General features: G+C 44.0%; 23 protein-coding genes and 1 pseudogene. 17 read left to right on the top strand and 7 right to left on the bottom strand.

Annotated elements, in window-relative coordinates; genetic code table 11:
- The 8 genes and pseudogenes from CSX02_RS06775 to CSX02_RS06740 all read left to right on the top strand — a co-directional run.
- Positions 1 to 220, top strand: a pseudogene (locus CSX02_RS06775) (hypothetical protein); the annotation flags it as partial.
- A 69-nt stretch (positions 221 to 289) separates the two neighbouring features.
- Complete coding sequence (locus CSX02_RS06770) at positions 290 to 574, top strand: NUDIX hydrolase (RefSeq protein WP_099386105.1); 285 nt, start codon at positions 290 to 292, stop codon at positions 572 to 574.
- Positions 575 to 640: 66 nt separating this feature from the next.
- Positions 641 to 1,480: an acyltransferase gene (locus CSX02_RS06765; protein ID WP_189281398.1), complete on the top strand. Its 840-nt coding sequence runs from the start codon at positions 641 to 643 to the stop codon at positions 1,478 to 1,480.
- A 135-nt stretch (positions 1,481 to 1,615) separates the two neighbouring features.
- On the top strand, positions 1,616 to 2,026 hold the full coding sequence (locus CSX02_RS06760) for a peptide deformylase (protein ID WP_099386103.1): 411 nt from the start codon (positions 1,616 to 1,618) through the stop codon (positions 2,024 to 2,026).
- A 57-nt stretch (positions 2,027 to 2,083) separates the two neighbouring features.
- A complete protein-coding gene (locus CSX02_RS06755; protein ID WP_099386102.1) occupies positions 2,084 to 3,019 on the top strand; it encodes a DUF1848 domain-containing protein in 936 nt (311 codons plus the stop codon).
- Between the two features lie 2 nt (positions 3,020 to 3,021).
- Positions 3,022 to 3,438, top strand: coding sequence for a hypothetical protein (locus tag CSX02_RS06750; protein WP_099386101.1), 417 nt, complete (start codon positions 3,022 to 3,024; stop codon positions 3,436 to 3,438).
- 21 nt (positions 3,439 to 3,459) lie between these two features.
- Positions 3,460 to 3,822 carry an SdpI family protein gene (locus CSX02_RS14110; RefSeq protein WP_099386100.1) on the top strand — a complete coding sequence of 121 codons (363 nt, stop codon included), beginning with the start codon at positions 3,460 to 3,462 and terminating at the stop codon, positions 3,820 to 3,822.
- 27 nt (positions 3,823 to 3,849) lie between these two features.
- Complete coding sequence (locus CSX02_RS06740) at positions 3,850 to 4,170, top strand: hypothetical protein (RefSeq protein ID WP_099386099.1); 321 nt, start codon at positions 3,850 to 3,852, stop codon at positions 4,168 to 4,170.
- Between the two features lie 40 nt (positions 4,171 to 4,210).
- Here the strand turns inward: CSX02_RS06740 and CSX02_RS06735 are convergent, their stop codons facing one another.
- Genes CSX02_RS06735 through CSX02_RS06725 form a run of 3 tightly spaced genes read right to left on the bottom strand, consistent with a single transcriptional unit; the run spans position 4,211 to position 6,129 of the window.
- Positions 4,211 to 4,981, bottom strand: a complete 771-nt coding sequence (locus CSX02_RS06735) for an ABC transporter permease subunit (RefSeq protein ID WP_099386098.1) — start codon at positions 4,979 to 4,981, stop codon at positions 4,211 to 4,213.
- Entirely contained in the window at positions 4,978 to 5,880 is a 903-nt protein-coding gene (locus tag CSX02_RS06730) for an ABC transporter ATP-binding protein (RefSeq protein WP_099386097.1), read from the bottom strand. Before CSX02_RS06730 ends, CSX02_RS06735 begins: the two co-directional genes overlap by 4 nt.
- Positions 5,881 to 5,892: 12 nt before the next feature.
- The gene (locus CSX02_RS06725; RefSeq protein WP_242970430.1) at positions 5,893 to 6,129 is read right to left on the bottom strand and encodes a PLD nuclease N-terminal domain-containing protein; all 237 of its coding nucleotides are present in this window, start codon (positions 6,127 to 6,129) and stop codon (positions 5,893 to 5,895) included.
- A gap of 148 nt (positions 6,130 to 6,277) precedes the next feature.
- Between CSX02_RS06725 and CSX02_RS06720 the strand changes: the two genes are divergently transcribed.
- From CSX02_RS06720 to CSX02_RS06710, 3 genes are all read left to right on the top strand, one after another.
- Positions 6,278 to 7,210: a DUF4846 domain-containing protein gene (locus tag CSX02_RS06720; protein ID WP_099386096.1), complete on the top strand. Its 933-nt coding sequence runs from the start codon at positions 6,278 to 6,280 to the stop codon at positions 7,208 to 7,210.
- Positions 7,211 to 7,327: 117 nt separating this feature from the next.
- Positions 7,328 to 8,401, top strand: a complete 1,074-nt coding sequence (locus CSX02_RS06715) for an acyltransferase family protein (protein ID WP_099386095.1) — start codon at positions 7,328 to 7,330, stop codon at positions 8,399 to 8,401.
- 98 nt (positions 8,402 to 8,499) lie between these two features.
- The gene (locus CSX02_RS06710) at positions 8,500 to 10,929 is read left to right on the top strand and encodes an FAD-dependent oxidoreductase (RefSeq protein WP_099386094.1); all 2,430 of its coding nucleotides are present in this window, start codon (positions 8,500 to 8,502) and stop codon (positions 10,927 to 10,929) included.
- Positions 10,930 to 10,990: 61 nt separating this feature from the next.
- Here the strand turns inward: CSX02_RS06710 and CSX02_RS06705 are convergent, their stop codons facing one another.
- From CSX02_RS06705 to CSX02_RS06690, 4 genes are all read right to left on the bottom strand, one after another.
- A complete protein-coding gene (locus tag CSX02_RS06705; RefSeq protein ID WP_099386093.1) occupies positions 10,991 to 11,956 on the bottom strand; it encodes a glycoside hydrolase family 43 protein in 966 nt (321 codons plus the stop codon).
- Between the two features lie 31 nt (positions 11,957 to 11,987).
- Complete coding sequence (locus tag CSX02_RS06700; RefSeq protein ID WP_031544345.1) at positions 11,988 to 12,815, bottom strand: carbohydrate ABC transporter permease; 828 nt, start codon at positions 12,813 to 12,815, stop codon at positions 11,988 to 11,990.
- A gap of 17 nt (positions 12,816 to 12,832) precedes the next feature.
- Positions 12,833 to 13,717: a carbohydrate ABC transporter permease gene (locus CSX02_RS06695; RefSeq protein WP_031544347.1), complete on the bottom strand. Its 885-nt coding sequence runs from the start codon at positions 13,715 to 13,717 to the stop codon at positions 12,833 to 12,835.
- Between the two features lie 102 nt (positions 13,718 to 13,819).
- Positions 13,820 to 15,115, bottom strand: coding sequence for an ABC transporter substrate-binding protein (locus CSX02_RS06690; RefSeq protein WP_099386092.1), 1,296 nt, complete (start codon positions 15,113 to 15,115; stop codon positions 13,820 to 13,822).
- 350 nt (positions 15,116 to 15,465) lie between these two features.
- Between CSX02_RS06690 and CSX02_RS06685 the strand changes: the two genes are divergently transcribed.
- The 6 genes from CSX02_RS06685 to CSX02_RS06660 all read left to right on the top strand — a co-directional run bounded on the left by CSX02_RS06685 (position 15,466) and on the right by CSX02_RS06660 (position 21,439).
- Entirely contained in the window at positions 15,466 to 16,353 is an 888-nt protein-coding gene (locus CSX02_RS06685; protein ID WP_099386091.1) for an AraC family transcriptional regulator, read from the top strand.
- The gene (locus CSX02_RS06680; RefSeq protein ID WP_099386090.1) at positions 16,346 to 17,881 is read left to right on the top strand and encodes a sialate O-acetylesterase; all 1,536 of its coding nucleotides are present in this window, start codon (positions 16,346 to 16,348) and stop codon (positions 17,879 to 17,881) included. Before CSX02_RS06685 ends, CSX02_RS06680 begins: the two co-directional genes overlap by 8 nt.
- A gap of 87 nt (positions 17,882 to 17,968) precedes the next feature.
- Positions 17,969 to 18,874 (top strand): aldo/keto reductase, encoded by a 906-nt coding sequence (locus CSX02_RS06675; RefSeq protein ID WP_099386089.1) that lies wholly within the window; start codon positions 17,969 to 17,971, stop codon positions 18,872 to 18,874.
- A gap of 20 nt (positions 18,875 to 18,894) precedes the next feature.
- Complete coding sequence (locus CSX02_RS06670; RefSeq protein WP_099386088.1) at positions 18,895 to 19,608, top strand: phosphatase PAP2 family protein; 714 nt, start codon at positions 18,895 to 18,897, stop codon at positions 19,606 to 19,608.
- A 102-nt stretch (positions 19,609 to 19,710) separates the two neighbouring features.
- Positions 19,711 to 20,769: a lysylphosphatidylglycerol synthase transmembrane domain-containing protein gene (locus CSX02_RS06665; protein ID WP_099386087.1), complete on the top strand. Its 1,059-nt coding sequence runs from the start codon at positions 19,711 to 19,713 to the stop codon at positions 20,767 to 20,769.
- Complete coding sequence (locus tag CSX02_RS06660; protein WP_099386086.1) at positions 20,753 to 21,439, top strand: CDP-alcohol phosphatidyltransferase family protein; 687 nt, start codon at positions 20,753 to 20,755, stop codon at positions 21,437 to 21,439. The genes CSX02_RS06665 and CSX02_RS06660 overlap by 17 nt, the downstream gene beginning before the upstream one ends.
- Positions 21,440 to 21,450 lie beyond the last annotated feature (11 nt).

The following is a 21,450-nucleotide window of genomic DNA, read 5'->3' as shown; positions in this document are numbered from 1 at the left end:
AAATATGTCAGCTACGCTGACGCAAATCTCGCGCCAAGTCTCGCGAGCGAGACTTGAATTCGAAGAACGGGACATCGAAGGCTTCGTAGAAAAGCTTGAAGCGTGCTGTCCAAATGTGAAGTATGTCAACAAGCTCATGACTCACAGCTGGGGGCAGAAAGTTGTACGGTTTTATGATTTGGATGGGAATCTGATTGAGGTGGGGACACCGGTAGTATAAAATTAAAGGGTAAATCATTAGAATCTCACTTTGCGAGCGAGTCTTGACATTTTAGGAGACAGTAGTTTTATGAACAACAGGGAAATAAAAGAATATAATTGCGGTTTTACCAACGACAACAAGTGGTTTCGTTATCGTGCCGCGGCAATTATCGTGGAGGATGGATATGTGTTATTCGCCGGAAATGAAAAAGAAGATTATTACTATTCTATCGGTGGGGCAGTTCATATGGGCGAGACCGCAGAGGATGCACTCGATGAGTACAGAACCTACCCAACTTTTATGAAGCAATATCTTCAAGCAGAGCATCATGGTGTCGAACATATTGTATTTGATGAGAGGACAAAGCAGTAGTATCAAATCACTATTAGACATATTACTGCTCAAAAAACAGATTGAAAAATGTATTGGAGGTCATCTATGTTTTTTACAAATCACATACAAGAATTAGCGGACGGCAATCAGATTTTGGGAGAGTTTCCGAACCTCAAAAACTCTAAAATCAATTTTAATGGAGCCAATAACATTTTATACTGCGAGCCAGGTGTTACCTTATCAGAATCCTCACTTGACTTTAAGGCTGACAATTCAGTTATTTATTTGGGTGCAAATCGCCATGAGTATAAATTGACCGTTTCGGTATATAATGATTCGGTTTTCCACATGGGCATCCATAATTTTCAAACCTGTAAAATGACAGTGATATTGTCTGAACAGAGGCATTGCTATATCGGTGATTATGGCGTTTTTTCATGGGGAATCTGCATGAGAAATTCTGATCCGCATTTGATATATGATTGTAGTACACGAAAAAGAGTTAACCCAACGCAAAGTATATATATTGGCGATCATGTATGGGTAGGACAAGACTGCTTGATTCTGAAAGGAACTCAAATAGATTCAGGAAGCATTATTGGTGGGCATGCGGTGATTTCCGGGAAGAGAATTCCACATAATTCAACTTGGGCGGGAAATCCGGCAAGACAGATAAAAGATGATATCTTTTGGAATTATGCGTGTGTCCACGATTATAAGTCAGATATGACGGAAAGCACTCTTTTCTATGACGATTATATAGAAAAGTTTCATCAGGATTATCATAGAGATGAATGGATCTATGACTATCAGGAAGCAGAATCAATCAATTATGATGAGATGGACAGAACATTAAATATGTTAGATTCGAGTCAAAAAAAGCTCGATTATTTAATACAGTTGAATAAAACTAAGACAAAGAACAGATTCGTACATAGAATTTAGGACTATATGACAAAAATGCATTACAGGCGCACTTTTTCCATTGGGACTGGGCTTGATACTTATTTTGACCGATGCAAATATCGCACGAGCCATGCAGATGGAGGCTTGAAGAACAAGAAAGGAAAGAAGCGTTAAATGGTAAAGCAGATAGTTAGAGATCCGCTCTTTTTACAGCAAAAATCTGAACCTGCAACAGAAGCGGATAAACAGGTGATTATAGATTTAGTGGACACATTAAAGGCAAACAGCGATAGATGTGTGGGAATGGCTGCAAATATGATTGGAGTCAAGAAACAGATTATTGTAGTGGCGGCCGGCCCGTTTATTTTTCCTATGGTAAATCCTGTGATTACAAAGAGAAGCGGGAAGTACGAAACCGAGGAAAGCTGTTTGTCATTGGATGGAGTCAGACCATGTACGCGCTATCAGGAAATTGAAGTGGATTACCTGGATCAGAATTTCAAAAAGCAACATGGCAAGTATAAGGATTTTACAGCGCAGATTATCCAGCATGAGATACAGCATTTTTCCGGAGATTTAATCTGATGCATATGCAATAATTAGGTACGAAGAAGTTGTATCAAATGAAAGGTTTTTACTGGAATGATTATAAATACAGGGCAGCGTACGGATATTCCGGGATTTTATGCCGAGTGGTTTGCAAACCGGCTAAAAGAAGGTTTTGTCTGTGTGCGAAATCCATATAATGAACAGCAGGTGAGTCGTTATCAACTGGACCCATCGGTGGTGGATGCGATTGGTTTTTGCACCAAAAATCCGGCGCCGATGTTTTCATACATGGATTTGCTCAAGGATTATGGGCAGTATTGGTTCGTTAGTATTACGCCATATGGGCGTGACATTGAGCCGAATGTAAAAGATAAGCATCAATTGATTCGAGATTTTCAACACTTATCGGATCTGGTAGGTGTGGACAGTATAGGATGGCGGTACGATCCGATTCTATTATCAGAGAAATACACACTGGATTATCACATCAATGCATTTGCACAAATCGCAGAGGCTTTGGACGGATATACAGGGACCACGGTGATTAGCTTTATCGATTTGTATCCAAAGGTACGGCGGAATTTCCCGGAGGCGAGAGAAGTGCCACCGGCTGATCGAATCTCCTTAGGCAAGGAACTCATCGCAATTGCAAAGAAGCACCATATGGTGGTGAAACCTTGCGCGGAAGGCGATGACCTGGCTCCCTTTGGTGCAGATTGCAGTGGCTGCATGAAGCTGAGCGATTATGAGAAAGCGATAGGTGCGCGATTGATTGCACCGAAAAAGAAAGGTGCGCGGGCTGAATGCGCCTGCTATTTATCCTGTGATATTGGTGCATACAATACCTGTAAGCATTTGTGCCGCTATTGCTATGCCAATGCAGAGCAGACGCTGGTAATGGAGCTTAGCAGGCAACACGACCCGACATCACCGTTTTTGATCGGTAATTATAGATCGGATGATCAAATCCATGATGTCCCTCAGAAATCATGGATTGACAGGCAACTCTGCTTGCCGATTTTGGAGTGAAAATGGCAAAATATATCATCGAAGAAAACAAAACAACAAAATACGAAAAGAACTATAAATTTCCGCTGATTAACATCATACCTGCAGTTATATGGGCAATTCCAATACACCAAAAGCTATCGCCAATGATTGGTAAGGGTGGTGCTTATGGAGTGGCAATTGCATTTGTCATACTCTATATGATTTTATCATTTATTCATATCGTGGCGTTGGCACCGGCAGTTGGCGGCGTAATCATTTTGACCGCTCTTTTCTGGGCGCCGGTTGATCACCTGGGCAGCCTTGCAGTAAGAATCATTCTCAAAGGTTTGATTTTGCTGATTGCGATTATGATAGAGCTGGGCGTCTTCGCCAATGCGACATTGCCATGGCTTCAGGAGAAGACGAATAAACCGAGGATTCGAAGGGTTGAGGAGTAGCATTTCCAGGAGGAAAAAGGTATGTGGTTTTGGTGGTTTATGGAGATAATGAACTGTTTTATCCCTGCAGTGATGATCATATGCGGCTGGTTTATGTGGAAACATTATCCCAAAAATATTAATCATCTAATGGGATATCGAACCAAAAGATCAATGAAAAATGAGGAAACATGGAAATTCGGCAATGAATATTGCGGGCGATTATGGTTTAGAATCGGTTTCATCAGTCTGATTCCATCGATGATTGTCTTGATTCCATTTACATCAAGCAGTGATGATTGCATTGGCAATGTAAGTATCTGTTTCATGATTGTACAGCTAATTTTGCTTTTGGGTTCTATTATTCCTACTGAAATAGCGTTGAAGAAAACATTTGATTTATAATAAATCCAGGTTTGTGAGGAGAAAAATATGATTGCTTTTTTGATATGGGCACTTTGCGGTGCATTTATTATTGGCATAGGGATAAAAGATATGTTTTCGAAGAAAACAGTAGGATTCTGGGCCAATGCGAAGCCAATCAAAGCCAATAATGTGAAAGGTCATAATCGTGCCACCGGATTATTATTTATATTCTACGGAATCATTTTTATCCTTCTGGGACTTCCGATACTGGCTGGCCAAAACTCGCCGATACTCCTGTTGTCAATTCTTGGCGTGATGTTTGAAACCATAGCAATCATGATAATTTATAGTCTGGTTATCACCAAAAAGTACGCGGATAAGGATTGACGAGCGGATGAATATTGAAGTAAGGTGAACGGAAGTCCGTTTATACTTCTTTTCGCGGAACGAGCAGGGCAGAGGCAATGATCAGCACAATATTCAAACAGCAGGTAATGAGAATCGCAGGCAAAAAGTCTTTGATGACCGTCGGGTCCGCAACAAAAACAACACCCTGTGACAAACCTGTCGGGAGGTAATGCTCCGCATTCGGGATGATTGCGATTAATGAAAGAATAAAATAAACCGCGCCCATACCCAAAATGACAATGCCGGCAGACTTGATGATGACGGACATCAACAGTAGCAGGCTAAGCCAAAACCAAATGTAAATCAAATAGATTCCGGCTGCGGCAAAGAAACCGCCCAGATTGGTTAATTTAAAATAATATGCGGTATAGCCCATGAAGATTGCCAGATATAAGAATATTCCGCCGAGCGTGGTCAGCATCCAGAGGATATATTTGGTAAAAAGCATCTTGCGCTTGGAAAGCCCTTTGGTCAGCATCAGCACACCGGTTCCTTTGGTGAATTCGCCGGTAAAGCTGCCGGAAAACAGGATGATTACAATGATCAGCAGGATTGGAAGATTTTTGAAAAACTGCATATAGGAATCCATTGCGACCGGCTCGGAAATGACCAGTTGCATTCCCTGCGTTTCAAGATCCGCCTGAAAAGCTTCGAGCAGCAACGGCGTCAGCTTGGCAGTTGCAGGACCCAAAATTGCAAAAACGGCAAACAGAATGCAAAAGGCGAGCAGACGATGTGTGCGCTTGAATTCCAACCATTCTTTTTTCAGATAGGCTTTTGATTCGGTCATTTTCCAATTACCTCCATGAATAACTGATCCAGATCAGGCTCCATCTGCTCGATTTTGAGCAGATCGATTCCGGAATCGGCCAATTTTGATAATACAGCGGACATTGCGGAACTACCGGAGTTTGCAGGTGGGACAATGACTTTGTCATCGACGACAGCACCACCGGTCAGATTCGCAATGGCATCCAAATCGGACAAACGCTCCGGAACGATGCAGATGTCACCGCTGGTGTGTCTGAGCCGAATGTCATTGACATTTCCCTGCATGACAATATTGCCTTTCTCCAGGATGGCGACATTTCGGCAGATTTTCTCGACATCGCTGAGGATATGCGTTGAAAAAATGACGGATGTTTCATCCTGTACTTTGGACAGAATCGAAAGGATATCCTTGCGTCCGAGCGGATCGAGCGCGGAGGTTGGTTCATCGCAGATCAAAAGTTTTGGATGCTTCATCAAAGCCTGCGCAATTCCCAGGCGTTGCTTCATACCGCGGGAGTAGCCTTTGATCTTCCCTTTTTCTTTGAGGAGTCCTACCATTTCGAGCAGTTCTTTGGAACGGCTTTTGATTTCTTCTTTGTCCATTCCGGACAATTCTCCACAAAGCCGCAGATATTCGCGCGCATTCATATATCCGTAAAACTCCGGCACATCAGGCAGATAGCCGATGAGACGGTTGGTTTTTGCAGAGCCGTATTGTACTTTTTCTCCACATACATATACTTCCCCGGAATCTGCTTCCAGCAGTCCGAGGATGATTTTCATCGTGGTGGTTTTGCCGGCACCGTTTCGGCCGATGAAACCAAAGATATTTTCCTCTTCCACAACGAGATTGAGGTCGTCCAAAACAACTTTGTCTCCGAAGCGTTTGGAGAGGTGTCTGATTTCAAGCATATTCATAATCTGCCTCTCTTATTCAAAATCATCATCGCGTGAAGCGGAATCTTCCTTGCCGAGAATAATATAAAGAATCGGTCCAACGATAGAAAAGAGGCATACGACAAGCACCCAGATGAGACGATTGCCGCATTTGTAATTCTTGTGTGTCAGCACATGAATCAATCCATACAGCAATAAGCCTGCTTCAATAGCAATCAGCGGAATCATAATCGGTAACAGTTCCATGAATTGTTTCATATCAATTGTCATAGTGGCCTCCTTCATCCAATCAATCCAAATTATTTATATATTATAAATGAACCGATGTGGAAAGTAAATAAACAGCGCCGGCCGATTGGACGGTTGTAGATTTGCCGGAAAAGAAGTAGAATAAAATGGATTGACAGGAGGATGGAAGATGAGGCAAAAAATAGTCAATGGAGCAGTTGCACTGTTGATGATGGCCCTTTTTATGGGAATCATCGTGATGGTGGTGTTGGATAAGAGAAATGAGGCAGAGCAGCAGATTGCAAAAGACAGTGAATACAGGCAGTCGCAGCAATCCGCGCAGCAGGAAAACCATACGCTGATCAATGCATCCGGAGATACGCTTGAGAGCAGGATTCTGGTGCCGGAAGGATATGAGAGAACCCAGGAACCGGATGACAGTCTCGGCGCTTTTTTGCGCAATTATGCAATGCTTCCGGATCAGACACCGGTGCATCTGTATGATGGTGAGGAGCGCAAGCATGCTTCGGCTGCAGCGGTATTTGATATGTATTTGGGAGACCGCAATTTGCAGCAATGTGCGGATTCCGTGATGCGTATTTACGCCGAATATCTGCGCACAATCGGACGGGAAGACAAAATCGCATTCCATTTTGTGGATGGGTTTTTGTGCGATTGGGAGAGTTATAAGAACGGAAAGCGCGTGAAATTTGTCGATGATGTTCCGACCTGGAAGGAATCCGAGGTGCCGGAGAATCTGGATAAGGCATTTGAGGACTATCTCAACATTGTATTCGCATATTCGAGCACACTGTCACAGGTGGATGAATCGGATGCGATTCCCCTGGATGAAATTCAGATTGGCGATATCTTTATCAAGGGTGGGGCTCCGGGCCATGTGATTTTGGTCGCTGATATGTGCGAAAAGGATGGGAAAAAGGCGTTCCTTCTGGCACAGGGATTTATGCCGGCGCAGCAGTTCCATGTATTAAAGAATCTGCAGCATGAAGATGATCCGTGGTATTATGAGGATGAGATCACCTATCCGTTTGTGACTCCGGATTATCAGTTTGATGAGGAATGTCTGAAACGACCACGCTATTTAAGCGATAATTGGCCATAACATATTGTATGAAATTTGCAACAATCTCTTTTTGTCTTGTATTTTTCTCCAAATGGGACTAAAGTAATATCTTGTGTGCAATGCACACGGATATTTGGAAACAAATGGGGATAAAAGATGGAAAGAGATTATTATTTTGATAATTTAAAGGCTCTGTTGATTTTTCTGGTCGTGCTGGGGCATTTTTTGTTGCCGATTGAACCGAAAGACAGTATGCAGATTGCTGCATTCAAGCGTTTGATTTACGTATTTCATATGCCGCTCTTTGTGTTTGTGACCGGCTATTTTTCAAAACATATTTATAAAGATGGACATTATAATTGGGAAAAAATATTCTTCTTTTTGAAATGTTATCTGCTGTTTGTTATTTTAAATCACATGGTCGCAGTTGCAATCGGTGAGGAAAAAATAACAGAGATTGATTTCTTGAAGCAAAGCGGCGCGCCGTGGTATTTGTTTGCAACCATGATCTGGTATTTGAGTATTCCTTTGGTTCGCAGAATCCACCCGATGATTGTGCTTGGAATGTCTGTCCTGCTTGCGCTTTTGGCCGGTAATGTCGAATGGGTTGGAGACTTTTTGTGTCTGTCGAGAATCATTGTTTTTGCAGTTTATTTTTATCTGGGTTATTTTGCAAATGCAACTCATATCAAAAGAATTTTGCAAAAGCGCAATGCAGTCTGGGTGTTCCCGATTGCGGCGGTGATGGGATATGAAGCAATTCGGATTTCGCTGCATCACAAGCGTGCCATGCTGACGGTTTATCAGAATCTGCCGTATTCAATGGTAGGCAAAGATATCCCGGGAATTTATCTGCGTATTTTTGTAATGATCGCGGCATTTTTCCTCTCGTGGGCAGTGATGCTTCTCGTGCCGAAGAGGAAGATGGTGATTTCGACAATCGGACAGAGGACCATGACCATTTACATGATCCACAGACCGATCCGTGATCTGGTAGAGCATTTTGGTTTTTATAAATTGCTGACAGGATTGAGACAGCCGGTATGGATGTTTTTGATTTTGCTTTTGGTTTCGGTTGTGTTGACGACGGTATTGTCGGATCATTATATTACACAGGGATGGAACCGTGGATTGCGCTTGCATCGCATCGGAAAATTACAGGCCAGGGAATTTGGCAGATTTATCAGTTATAGAAGAGTATTATGGCAAAGGCTATCACATGAAAGGTGATAGCCTTTTTTTATGTGACATTGTCACAGACAGAGTTCTCTGAGTTTGTTATATTTGTGTCAAACAAATGATCATACAGCAGATGAAGGAGGATATTGATGTCTAAGACAGTAATTGTCGGTGGAGTGGCTGCCGGAGCCAGCTGCGCTGCACGACTGAGAAGATTAAAACCTGATGAAGAAATTATCATGCTGGAGCGTGGTTCCTATATTTCCTATGCGAACTGTGGACTCCCATATCATGTCAGCGATGTAATTGCAAGCCGCGATGCTTTGCTGGTAACCAAAAAAGAAGTAATGAAAGCCCGTTTTGCGGTAGATGTTCGTACGGAAAGCGAAGTAGTATCCATCGACCGTGCCAATAAACGCGTACATATTGTGGAAAAGAATGGCAATGCTTATGATGAAGCATATGACAATCTCGTGATTGCAACCGGTTCATCGCCGCTTCGCCCTCGTATCCCCGGAATCGATTCTCCATTGGTGCGTACACTCTGGACTGTTCCGGATACCGATGAAATCCGCGCAATGGTACAGGACGAGAATACAAAATCCGCAGTGGTGGTCGGAGGTGGATTCATCGGTCTCGAAATGGCAGAGAATCTGCATGAGGCAGGCCTTGCCGTAACACTGGTGGAAGCTGCGGATCAGGTCATGGCGCCGCTTGATTATGAGATGGCATTGCTGTTAAATGAGAATATTTGCGAGAACCGCGTGAATCTGATCTTGAACGATGGCGTATCCCGCTTTGTGGAAGAGGAGAACCGGATTGTGACAGAGCTTGTAAGCGGCAAGCGTGTAGAGGCGGATCTCGTGATTCTTGCGATTGGAGTACGGCCAAACAGCGCGATTGCACAGTCTGCCGGATTGGAAATCAATGCGCGTGGAGGCATCGTGGTAGATGATCATATGCGTACAAATGATCCGTCCATTTATGCGGCCGGAGATGTGATTGAGGTGGAAGAGTTTATCACTAAGGATCGGACAATGGTACCTCTTGCCGGACCTGCGAATAAGCAGGGACGTATTGTTGCGGATAATCTTGCAGGAATCGATTCCCGATATGCGGGAACACAGGGCTCATCAGTGGCGAAAGTGTTTGATCTGACAGCAGCCGCAACAGGTGCAAATGAAAAGAGCCTGAATCGCAACGGCCTGCAGCGTGACCGTGATTATCGCACTGTGATTCTGACACAGAATTCTCATGCGGGCTATTATCCGGGAGCACTTCCACTTGTCCTGAAATTGATTTTCTCTATGGATGGAAGTCGCATTTACGGTGCACAGATTGTCGGCCGCGACGGAGTCGACAAACGGATTGATACCCTTGGTGTGGCAATTCGCATGGGTGCGGGTGTGCGTGATCTGACAGAATTGGAACTGGCCTATGCGCCACCATATTCTTCTGCGAAGGATCCGGTAAATATGGCAGGTTATGTGGCAGAGAATGTATTGAACGGATATGTGACCTTTGCACAGTGGGATGAGCCGGATACGGACAAGGATGCAATCCTTCTCGATGTGAGAGAAGAGGCGGAAGTGATGGCTTATGCGATTCCGAATGCAAAGAACATTCCAATGTCTGTTTTGAGAGAGCGCATTGGAGAACTGGATAAGCAGCGCAAATATATTATCTTCTGTGCAATCGGTGTGCGCGCATACAACAGTGCGCGGATTCTGGCACATCATGGCTTTGAACATGTCAAAGTATATCCTGCGGGAGCCAGATTATATCGCTCGACACACGCAGGTTCGGATGAAAACTTAAAGCCTCAGGTGTTGAAAAAAGGATGTGTACAGCCGGCACAGACACCGGCAAAGACTGTTACAGTCAACTGCAGCGGATTGCAGTGCCCGGGACCGATTATGGAAGTGTTCCGCAATATGAAGGAATTAAACGCCGGAGAATGTCTAGAAGTGACTGCTTCCGATCCGGGATTTGCAAAGGATATTGTATCCTGGTGCGAGCGCACCGGCAATCAGCTGATTTCGAATGAAAAGCGTGGAACTGCCTATGTGGCGACCATCCAAAAGGTGGATGCGGAAAATGCAGCTTTGCCACAGGGAAAGACCATGGTGGTATTTGACGGAGATCTCGACAAGGTGCTTGCATCATTTGTCATTGCAAACGGCGCATTGGCGATGGGCAGACCGGTTACCATGTTCTTCACTTTCTGGGGACTGAATGCATTGCGCAAACAGAAGTCGCCAAAGTTGAAAAAATCACTGATTGAGAAAATGTTTGGCATGATGTTGCCGAAAGGCTCCCGCAAGCTGAAGCTGTCAAAAATGAATATGGGCGGCATGGGAACCAGGATGATGCGCAAGGTTATGCAGGACAAGCGAATCGATTCCCTCGAGGAAATGATGCAAAAAGCCATGCAAAACGGCGTGAAACTGGTGGCGTGTTCGATGAGTATGGATGTGATGGGCATTCGTCCGGAGGAACTGATTGACGGTGTGGAAATCGGTGGCGTCGGAACCTATCTCGGAGACGCGGAACAGTCCAATGTAAATCTTTTTATATAGAAAAAGGATCCAGAATCAAAAAAGCAGGACAGATGCGATGCATCCTGTCCTGCTTTTTTGATTAAGGAGTGACGGTTTGGAAGGTACCGTCTTCATTATATGTAAGTTCACAATATTTCACATTGCGGCGGTGGTTGATACCACCTGATAGTTCGCAGTCATGGTAGAACAGATAGGTCTTGCCATGATATTCGATGATGGAATGATGTGTGGTCCATCCGATGACCGGTTCAAGGATGCGTCCCTGATAAGTGAATGGTCCGAGAGGATTGTCAGAGATTGCATATACAATATAATGTGTTGTACCGGTAGAATAAGAAAAATAATATTTTCCGTTATGCTTGTGCATCCATGGGCCTTCGAAGTAGCGTCGCTCTTCATCTCCGGCGAGGAGTGGATTGCCGTTCTCGTCGAGGATGACGATATCCTGCGGTGCTTTGGCAAATGCTGTCATTTCATCATTCATGATGCCACACTTAGGGCAGACAGCCGGTTCATCCTTTTCCGGTTCTGTTCCGTCGGGAAGGAATTCACCGGTGCGGTATTTTTCGAGCTGACCACCCCATAATCCACCGAAGTAGATATAAACAGTGTCGTCATCATCAATAAACGAGCAAGGATCAATGCTGAAGCTTCCGGGAATGTAATTTGGCTGCGGGAGGAAGGGACCGTCAGGGGTCTGACTGCTGGCAATTCCGAGGCGGAAATTGCCATCTTTATCTCTGGCAGGAAATACCAGATGATAGATACCGTTTTTACAAACGACATCCGGAGCCCACATTTGCTTGCTCACCCAAGGTACCTGTGACTCGTGGAGGACTTCCCCGTGGTCAACGACATCGCTGCCGGGACCATCCATTGAGAATACATGGTAATCTTCCATGAGATACTCGTCCCCGTTGTCATTGTCTTCCCCATCGTGAGGAATGTCATGACTCGGGTAAATATAAATCTTATCATTAAACACATGCGCAGAAGGATCCGCAGTAAAAATGTGCGTAATGAGAGGTTTTTTCTCTTGTGTCATGATTGTCTCCTGAATAACTATAATTCGTACATTAACCTTTTACTGCGCCGGCCGTTAAACCATCGACAATCTGGTTGGAGAATGCACAATATACAATAATTGTAGGGATGATTGCGATAATGATTGCCGCAAACATCTGAGAATAGTTTGTGTTGTAAGGTCCGACGAATTTGGACAAAGAAACCGGAAGGGTTTTTTTGTTCTCATCGGAGATAAATACCATCGCAAGGAGCAGTTCGTTCCAGTTTGCGATGAAGGTCATAAGACCGGTAACAAATAATCCGGTTTTGCCAAGCGGCAGACAAACCTTAAAGAAGATTCCGGAAATGGTAGCACCGTCGATACAAGCGCTTTCAATTAATTCGCCCGGCATACTCTCGAAGAAACCGACCATGATAAAGATGGTAACCGGCAGAGAGAATGTCAGATAAGGCAATACCAGTCCAATCAGGTTGTTTGACAATCCAATCTTTGCAAAACGGGTAAAGAGCGGGATCATAACGCAGTGAACCGGGATCATCATACCGGTCAGGAAGTAGGTAAGCGCAAGCTTGGAAAACTTCCAGCGCATGCGGGCAATGGCAAATGCAGCCATGGATCCGACGATCATGCTCAAAATCAGTGTGATTACACAGACGATAAATGAATTTAACGTTGCAATACCGAGCTTTCCGGCTGTCCATGCAAATGAGAAGTTGTCAAAGGTCGGAGCCTTTGGCAAAGCAAACGGAGTCTTGAAAATTTCGGCATTGGTTTTGAAGGATACACTAAATACCCAAAGCAATGGCGCAAGATAAAGTACGGCCATCAATATAAGGAAAATATAAATAAAGATTTTTGCGACAGGAAATTTTCGCATAATAATCTCCTTTCCGACTACATTTCGTATTGTTCTGTTTTTACAACTTTGTTGATAAATGCGGTTACAATCAGGCAGAGAACCAGGAGCAGCACACCGATGGCGCTGGCGTATCCGTATTTGAAATATTTAAATCCCTGCTGATATAAGTGGGTTGCTAGTACTTCGGTTTTGTGATTTGGTCCACCTTCTGTCATATTAAAGATCAAATCAAAGAACTTCAGAGAACCGATTGCATTTAATGACATAGCTGTTGCAACCATTGGACGAATCAATGGAAGTGTAATATAGCGGAAACTCTTTGCCTTGCTGCATCCGTCAATATAGCTGGCTTCATAAAGCGAGCGGTTGATACCGGAAATCTGCGCCATATAAAGCATCATGGACTGTCCGACATATTGCCATAATGCAACGAAAGCAATGACCCACATTGGCAGGATGATAAATCCCTTGGTATCCATTAACCAAAGTGGTCCCTTAATGCCCATGTTTTTCAAGATTACATTGACACCGAGCTTCGGACTGAAGATGAACATCCACAAAAGTCCGAGTGCTGCAGATGAGAGTACGCATGGAAGATAGATGATATTTTTGAACAGATTTCTTCCGCGCTTTATATTGGTAAGAAGGGCTGCAAGAAACAGACCCATAATAAGCTGAGTTACACATGAATAGATCAGGAAGAACAATGAGTTCTTCAAAGCGATACGAAGTGTCTTATCGCCGAGTAAAGTTTTATAGTTTGCCAATCCGGAAAATTTTGCCGGAGTCAAAGCGTCATAATCACAGAAAGAGTAATAGATTGACTGGCAAATCGGAATAAACAGCACAAATGTAAAAAGCAAAAATGCCGGGGCCATAAACAAGATGATGGCCTTTTTATTTCGAAGTAATTTATCCATAATTTCGATCCTCAAAAAATATTTGTGGGGGGGTAAAATAGTAGGGGCGCAAGGCCTGCGCCCCTACTATCTCTAAAAAGGTGTTGAAAAAGAAAGTAAAAATTATTTTCTACAGTTTTCTTTATAATATTCTTCCATATCCTTTGCAGCATCTGCCGGAGACAGATCTCCAAGGAATACAGCTACCATGGTGTCATCAAAGTGAGAACCGGTCTCGGTGGTAGGTAATGATTCATTGTAGAATCCGAAGGTTCCCTTTGCATTTGCGAAAACATCCATTACATATGCCAGCTGTGCAGGAGCCTTATCCTTATCATATTCAACCTTGGTTACAGGAATCTTTCCACCAACTTCTGCAGTGTACTTCTGAGCTGCATCATCGGTGAAGTATTTGATCAATTCTGCTGCTGCTTCCGGATGCTTTGAGGTTGAGCTCAGGCAAAGGGAGTCAGACTTTGCAATGATGCGGTCAACACCAGGGAACTGGAATACACCACACTTGTCTTCGAATGCAGGATTTGATCCGTTCATCTGAGCGATTGCCCATGAACCCTGGATCAGGATTGCTGCTTCTTCGTTATAGAAGCCTGCGGTTGCAACATCGTTGGTATCTCCTGAAGCGGTCTCCTGGAAGTATTTAGAGAGCTCTAAGAGCTTGTTTGCTGCGCTTTCAAGTTTTCCGTCTTCCCATGAAGCAGATCCGTCTGCAAGTTTTGCAAGGTCAACGCCTTCAGCTTCGCACAGATATCCGGCAACCATTGAGAGGCACCATGCGGTTCCTGCTGAAATAGAGATTGGAGTATATCCGGCAGCCTTTAACTTTTCGCATGCATCAAGCATTTCATTCCAGTTGGTAGGAACCTTAGCACCTGCCTTCTCAAACATTTCGGTGTTGTAGAAGCAACATGCTGCAGCAGTGTTAAGAGGAACTGCATAAATCTTTCCGTCATATGTCATCTGAGAGAATACAGCGTCACTGGTGAAAGTATCTTTCCAACCGTCTTTTGCAAGGTAATCATCCAATGGAGCTGCAACACCAGGTGCTACATAATCTGTTAACTGTGGTCCAGGGCTTACGATGAATACATCAGGGGTATCCTCGGAAGCTACCAGAGCATTCAATTTTGAATAATACTCTTCAAGGTTTGTTGTAATCGGCTTTACAACATATTTGCCCTTGTGGTCGTTGTTGAATCTTTCAATGACATCCTTGTATCCGAGAGAAATTAAATCTTCAGTTGCATTTAAGTCATCCCAGAACATAAAGGTGATTTCTTCTTCACCGCCGGTGGAGCCTCCTTTGCTGGATGTATCGGAACCACTTCCGCCGCATCCGGTGAACAAAAGTGAAGCAGCCATGACAGTCGACATGAGAGTTGCTAAAACTTTTCTTTTCATTATTCTTTCCTCCTAAAAAATAATTTTGGCTGACACGAAACGGATGTGTAAAAACGCCCCCTTTTTTGTGTCAGATGTTCTATGACTTCACTGTAACACAGAGCTATTTGTGATTCTTGTGAATTGTTGTTTGTTGATTATCAATTCTTGCGCTCATTGTCCTTACATACTTCGGTGTTATGTTTAAAATTGATAAAAGACAGCAGTGTAAATTGGTTACTATGCCTAAAAATAGGACGAATGTACTAGTGCGAAATAAAATAATGCTTGATTTTTTTGAAATTTAGAGCAAGAATTATGTAAACAATAGATTGTCAATTATTGCACAAGCCAAAAACAGGAGATAAAAAATGATTGAGAGCCTTGATGGAATTTTTGAAACTGTCAATTATAAAAAGAGCACAACCTTAAAACTGTATGACAATACAGAATATGAAGATTATCCGATGCACTGGCATCCGGCAATCGAAATCGTCATGCCGGTGGAAAATGACTACACTATGCATTTTACAAATTCTCAGATCCATTTACGGGAGGGCGATATCTGCATCATCTGCCCGGGCTGTATTCATTCGATCACGGCACCGGAAACAGGACGGCGGATTATCTTTCAGCCGAATACGACTAATCTGCGATTTATGCGCGATATCGATGTGCTGATTTCTTTTCTGTCTCCTTATGCAGTGATTACACCGGAGGACAATCCGCAGATTTATCAGCGTCTTGCTGAGCTTCTTGTGGTCATTCGAGATGAATATATGGAGGCGGCACCGTTTTCGGAAGTGAGCATTTACAGCAAAGTGCTGGAATTCTTATCGCTTGTCGGACGCAATATCTCACTCAACGAAAACAATCCGGAAGAATACAATCCGGCGACCAGAGAAGAATATGCACTTCGATTTATGGAAATCTGCGATTATATCAACGAACATTGTTCGGAAGAATTAAAATTAAATGAAATTGCGAATATGAGCGGCTTCAGCAAATTCTATTTTGAGCGCCTGTTCAAGCAGTTTACGGGTACGACTTTTTACAAATATGTGAATCAGAAGCGGATTGCGAAGGCACAGGAATTGCTGATTGAACCGGGCAATTCGGTGACGGATGTTGCATTGAACTGTGGATTTACATCCATTTCATCATTCATTCGTATGTTTAAATTGCAAAAAGGATGTACACCAACAGAGTTTAAGAGCTTGTACTGGACAGCAGAGCTTAGGGAGAAGGGTAATGAATAATTTTTCGCTTGCTGAAATATTTGGAAATGGAATGGTATTACAAAGAGAAAAGCCGATTCATATTTTTGGAACGGCAGAACCGCAGACGCAGGTGTGCGTGACACTTGGGGAGGAGACGTGCAGAGCACAGGCCGACAAAAACGGCAAATGGACGGCTGAACTTTCGTCTCGTGCGGCGGCTTCTGATTTGAAACTGGAAGCCAAAACGGATTCGGGAGATACGGTTACCGTTGCACCGGTACATATCGGAGATGTCTGGATTGCGGGCGGCCAGTCCAACATGGAGTTCTTCAACAAATATGAGAAAGACTGGGAACATACGCGCAATCTGCCGATGAATCCGAATATCCATTTTTATAATGTGCCGCAGCGCGCGTTTGAAGGCCATGAGACGCATAATATCGGCGCAAGAGGCGGATATGGAAAATGGTTGAATGACAAGGAAGACGGATATGAGAATTTTTCTGCAATCGGCTACAGTTTTGCGCGTTTCATGCAGGAGGATCTGTCTGTTCCAATCGGTATCATCGGATGCAACTGGGGTGGTTCGACTGCAAGCACGTGGTTGCCGTGCGAAGCACTGGAAGATGCTCCACTGAATCGGTATCTGGAAGAATATGAAGCGGCAGTTTCTGAATATGCGCCGGAAGAACTGCGGCGAGTCAGTCTGCAGGAGTGGGAAAAGCTGGATGAACCGGAATCGTACCGCGGGTTTGAACCGCTGCTGTATGGCTTAAGCTGGGAAGAACAACTCGAATGTATGAAGCATGGCCGGGGACCGATTGTTCCGATGGGACCGTATAATGAGAATCGCCCGGGTGGCCTGTATCATACGATGCTTGAGCCGATTGCACCTTATTCATTAAAGGGCGCTTTGTGGTATCAGGGAGAATCGGACTGCGGTGATCGCGCATTTATGTATGACCGTTTACTGACTGCAATGATCAGGGAGTGGCGGAGTCTGTGGCAGGATGAACTGCCGTTTTTTGTGGTGCAGCTGGCGCCGTTTTGCAAATGGCTGGAATGCACGAATGATGATTATTGCACAGTACGCATGCAGCAACAGAAAGTTGCGGATACCGTACCGTCTGTCTATCTGACTTCCATCATGGATCTGGGCAGTTATTATGATATTCATCCGAAGGAAAAATATGAGATCGGCCGTCGCCTGTACCTGCAGGCAATCAGCCATTTATATGGCAAATATGAGCCGGGATACGGAGAAAATCCGCGGATTGCAGAGGCAAGACGTGTGGGCAGCCATGTAATCTGCTCGTTTGATTTCGCAAAAAGTTTGCAGGATAAGGGCGGCAAGACGGACATCCGGATGACAGACAAAGAGCAAATCTATGAGCCTTTGGATGTGCGATTGGATGAGGAAAAAGCCGAAATCGATATAACGATTCCGGAGGAGGCCCTGGATGCGCAGAATTTGCAGATAGCAATGGGATGGGCAGACTATGCAACAATCTTTATCTGCAATGAGCATCAGCTCCCGATTGCACCGTTTTGCGTGAAGGTGAAATAAATTTTGGTTGAATTGGAGCGGGGACGCGCGCTATAATGAAACGATAAGTGTTGTAGCGAAAGCGATTGTATTTGAAAGGCTAAAGATATGCAAAAGGATGCAAAGGCTCCAATTATTGTGGGATGTATGAGACTGGCAGACATGACTGCACAGGAAATGAACGCATACATTGCGCAGGCTGTGGAGATGGATGTTAAATTTTTCGACCATGCTGACATTTACGGAGGAGGCCGCAGTGAGCAGGTATTCGGAGAAGCATTGCAGCTTGGTGGAATTGACCGCGAGGATTTGTTTATTCAGTCAAAGTGTGCAATTCGAAAAGAAGGAATGGGATTTTACGACCAGTCCAAAGAATATATTCTGGAATCGGTAGACGGGATTTTGAAACGGATGCAGATCGATTATCTCGATTCGCTGTTGTTGCATCGACCGGATGCCCTTGTTGAACCGGAAGAAGTGGCGGAAGCATTTGAACTGTTACATCAGCAGGGAAAGGTCCGCCATTTTGGCGTGTCCAATCACAAGCCGTCACAGATTGCGTTGCTGCAGAAATATGTAAAGCAACCAATCATATATAATCAGATGCAGTTTAGCATTGCTGTTTCCAATATGATTGCAAACGGTATGGAAGTGAATATGGAGACACCGGGGGCAGTGGATTATGATGGCAGTGTACTCGATTATTGTCGCCTGCATGATATTACCATACAGGCGTGGTCCCCGTTCCAGATGCCGTCATGGCAGGGATGTTTCATCGGCAGCGAAAAGTATCCGCAGCTGAATGAAAAACTGACAGAACTTGCAAAGAAATACGGTGTTGCAGAGACAACCATCGCGGCGGCATGGATTTTGCGTCATCCGGCACACATTCAGGTGATTGCCGGAACATCCAAAATCGCACATTTAAAAGAGATTGTCGATGCAACGGGCATTCAACTGAGCCGACAGGAGTGGTATGAGCTCTATTTAAGTGCGGGACATCCGCTACCTTAACAGATGAGAGGAATCATTAAATGTTTAAAAGATTAAAAGAGGAGATGTATCTGCCTCTTATATTTACTTTGGCAATGAATACCATTGCCTACAACGGATCAAGAATCTGGTCGAGCTGGAGACATCATGCGGATATGACGTTGGAAATCGATCGCATGACTCCGGTTTTGTCCTGGACGATTTTGATTTATCTGGGAAGCTTTTTGTTCTGGGCAATCAATTATGTCATAGGTGCTCAGCAGGATCGGGAAGAAGCATACCATCTTTTGAGCGCTGATATTGCGGCAAAAGTAGTATGTCTGATTGCTTTTTCGATTCTCCCGACGACCAATGTGCGACCGGAAATTGTCAATGACGGTTTTTTTGACTGGCTATTGCTGTTGATTTACAGAATCGATGCTGCGGATAATCTGTTTCCGTCCATCCACTGTCTGACCAGCTGCTTCTGCTTTATTGCAGTGCGCAGGAATCCAAAGGTTCCGACCTGGTACAAGATTACATCATTTTTGATTGCAATTGCGATTTACATATCGACTCTGACGACCAAGCAGCATGTACTTGTGGATGTCATCTCCGGAGTGGCGCTTGCAGAAATCAGTTATTTTATTGTAGGCAAGACCGGATTCCCGAAATGGTATGCCGCAAAGATGAAATCACTGTCAGGCAAAATCAACGAAAAAATCCTGTCACGTGTTTTCAAATTTCAGACGACGGAGCAGGGCGAAGAGTCCTAGAGACCCTAAGATGAACTGTGCTCTTTTGCTATAGGGCAAAATATGATATACTAATTAAGTTGATTTAGTATATTAAAATAATCCAAAGAGAATGGAATGTAGATGGAAACAAAAAAACAAAAGAGTAAATACAAGAATCTGATTTGGTCGATTGTATTTATTTTCCTGGTCGTTTTTACAGTGCGGATGATTATCAGCCAAAGTGAAGGGCTGTCCCCGAAACAGTTTTGGCAGATGATCAGGTCTTCAAATCCGGCATGGCTGATCTCCGGAATCATATCAGCGGGATTGTTTGTCTGGTTTGAGGGGGTTGCACTTTGTTCAATTTTGAAGGGAATCGGATATTCGAGCAAACTGCGCCAAGGGTTTTTATACAGTACTTCAGATATTTATTTTTCAGCCATCACGCCTTCTGCAACCGGAGGACAGCCGGCGAGCGCATATTTTATGTTGCGCGACGGAATCCCGGGGGGCGTCGTTACGGCGACTTTGATATTGAATTTGATGATGTACACGATTTCAATCGTAATCCTGGGATTGTTTTCGATTGTGCTGAATCCGGGGGCTTTTTTCACATTCAGCCTGCCGGCCAAAGTGTTCATCGGAATCGGGTTTGTCGCGCTGACGGCGCTGGCATTGATTTTCCTTTTGATTTTGAAAAAGGGAAACTGGATTTTTGATTTGACTGCACGAATCGTTCAATTTCTCTGCCGAAAGCATTTGTTGCACGGCGAAAAGAGAAAACTTGCAAAAATCGAAAAAGCAAGGTCCGATTATATGGAATGCGCATCGCTCTTTTCGGGGCGGCCACATCTGATGGGAAAGGCATTGTTCTGGAATCTCCTGCAGAGAGCTTCGCAGATGATTGTACCGGTTTATTTATATTTTGCGATGCATGGAGATGCAAAAAACGGATTTGTGATTTTTGCAAAGCAGTGTCTGGTTACCATCGGCTTTAATTTTGTTCCGATCCCGGGTGGAATGGGAATTTCGGATTATCTGATGCTCGATGGATTTCGCGGTTTGATGAGTCGCGATATGGCATTCCAGCTGGAATTGCTCAGCCGTGGAATCACATTTTACATTTGTGTGACAATCAGCGGCATCATCACATTGATAGGATACTTAGCAGGGAGAAAGAAACATGATAGGAGTTTATGATTATACTGTAATTTTAACATATCTTTCCATGATGTCCGGGGCTGTCGGCATCATCGCGACCATGACGGGAATCGGTCATCCTTATATTGGTATTATTTTCCTGATGATTTCAGGATTTCTGGATGGATTTGACGGACGTGTGGCGCGCACCAAAAAGAATCGTACAGAGTTCGAAAAGAATTTCGGTGTGCAGATTGATTCGCTGTCAGATTTGATTTGTTTCGGTGTTTTGCCGGCTGCAATCGGAATCGCACAGCTTCGCAAAAATGGTATTTTCACAGAGCTTGTTCGCCGCAAGGAATACGAAGGACATTATTCCATTATGATTCTTCTGATCGCAATCACTGTGATTTATATCCTTGCTGCGTTGATTCGTCTGGCATATTTCAATGTTACCATCGATGAACGCAAGAAGCAGGCGGCAGAGACCGGAGTGGAATATTTTACCGGACTTCCGGTGACCTCCGCAGCACTGATTTTCCCGCTTGCATTGATTTTGAATTTCTATGTTAAGGCCGATTTGACAATCTGGTATTTCCTGATCATGCTTTTGGTTGCCGTGATGTTCCTGCTGAATGTCAAGGTGCGCAAAGTTGGAAACAAGGGGATGATCGTCATCGTTTTACTCGGACTGGTGGAATTCATTTCAACAATCATGATTGTTTGTTAATGAAAGGACTT

This window comes from Agathobacter ruminis (assembly GCF_002735305.1).
Lineage (GTDB): Bacteria > Bacillota > Clostridia > Lachnospirales > Lachnospiraceae > Roseburia > Roseburia ruminis.
The sequence above is the reverse complement of the archived record's forward strand: the minus strand, read 5'-3'. Positions and strand labels throughout refer to the sequence as shown.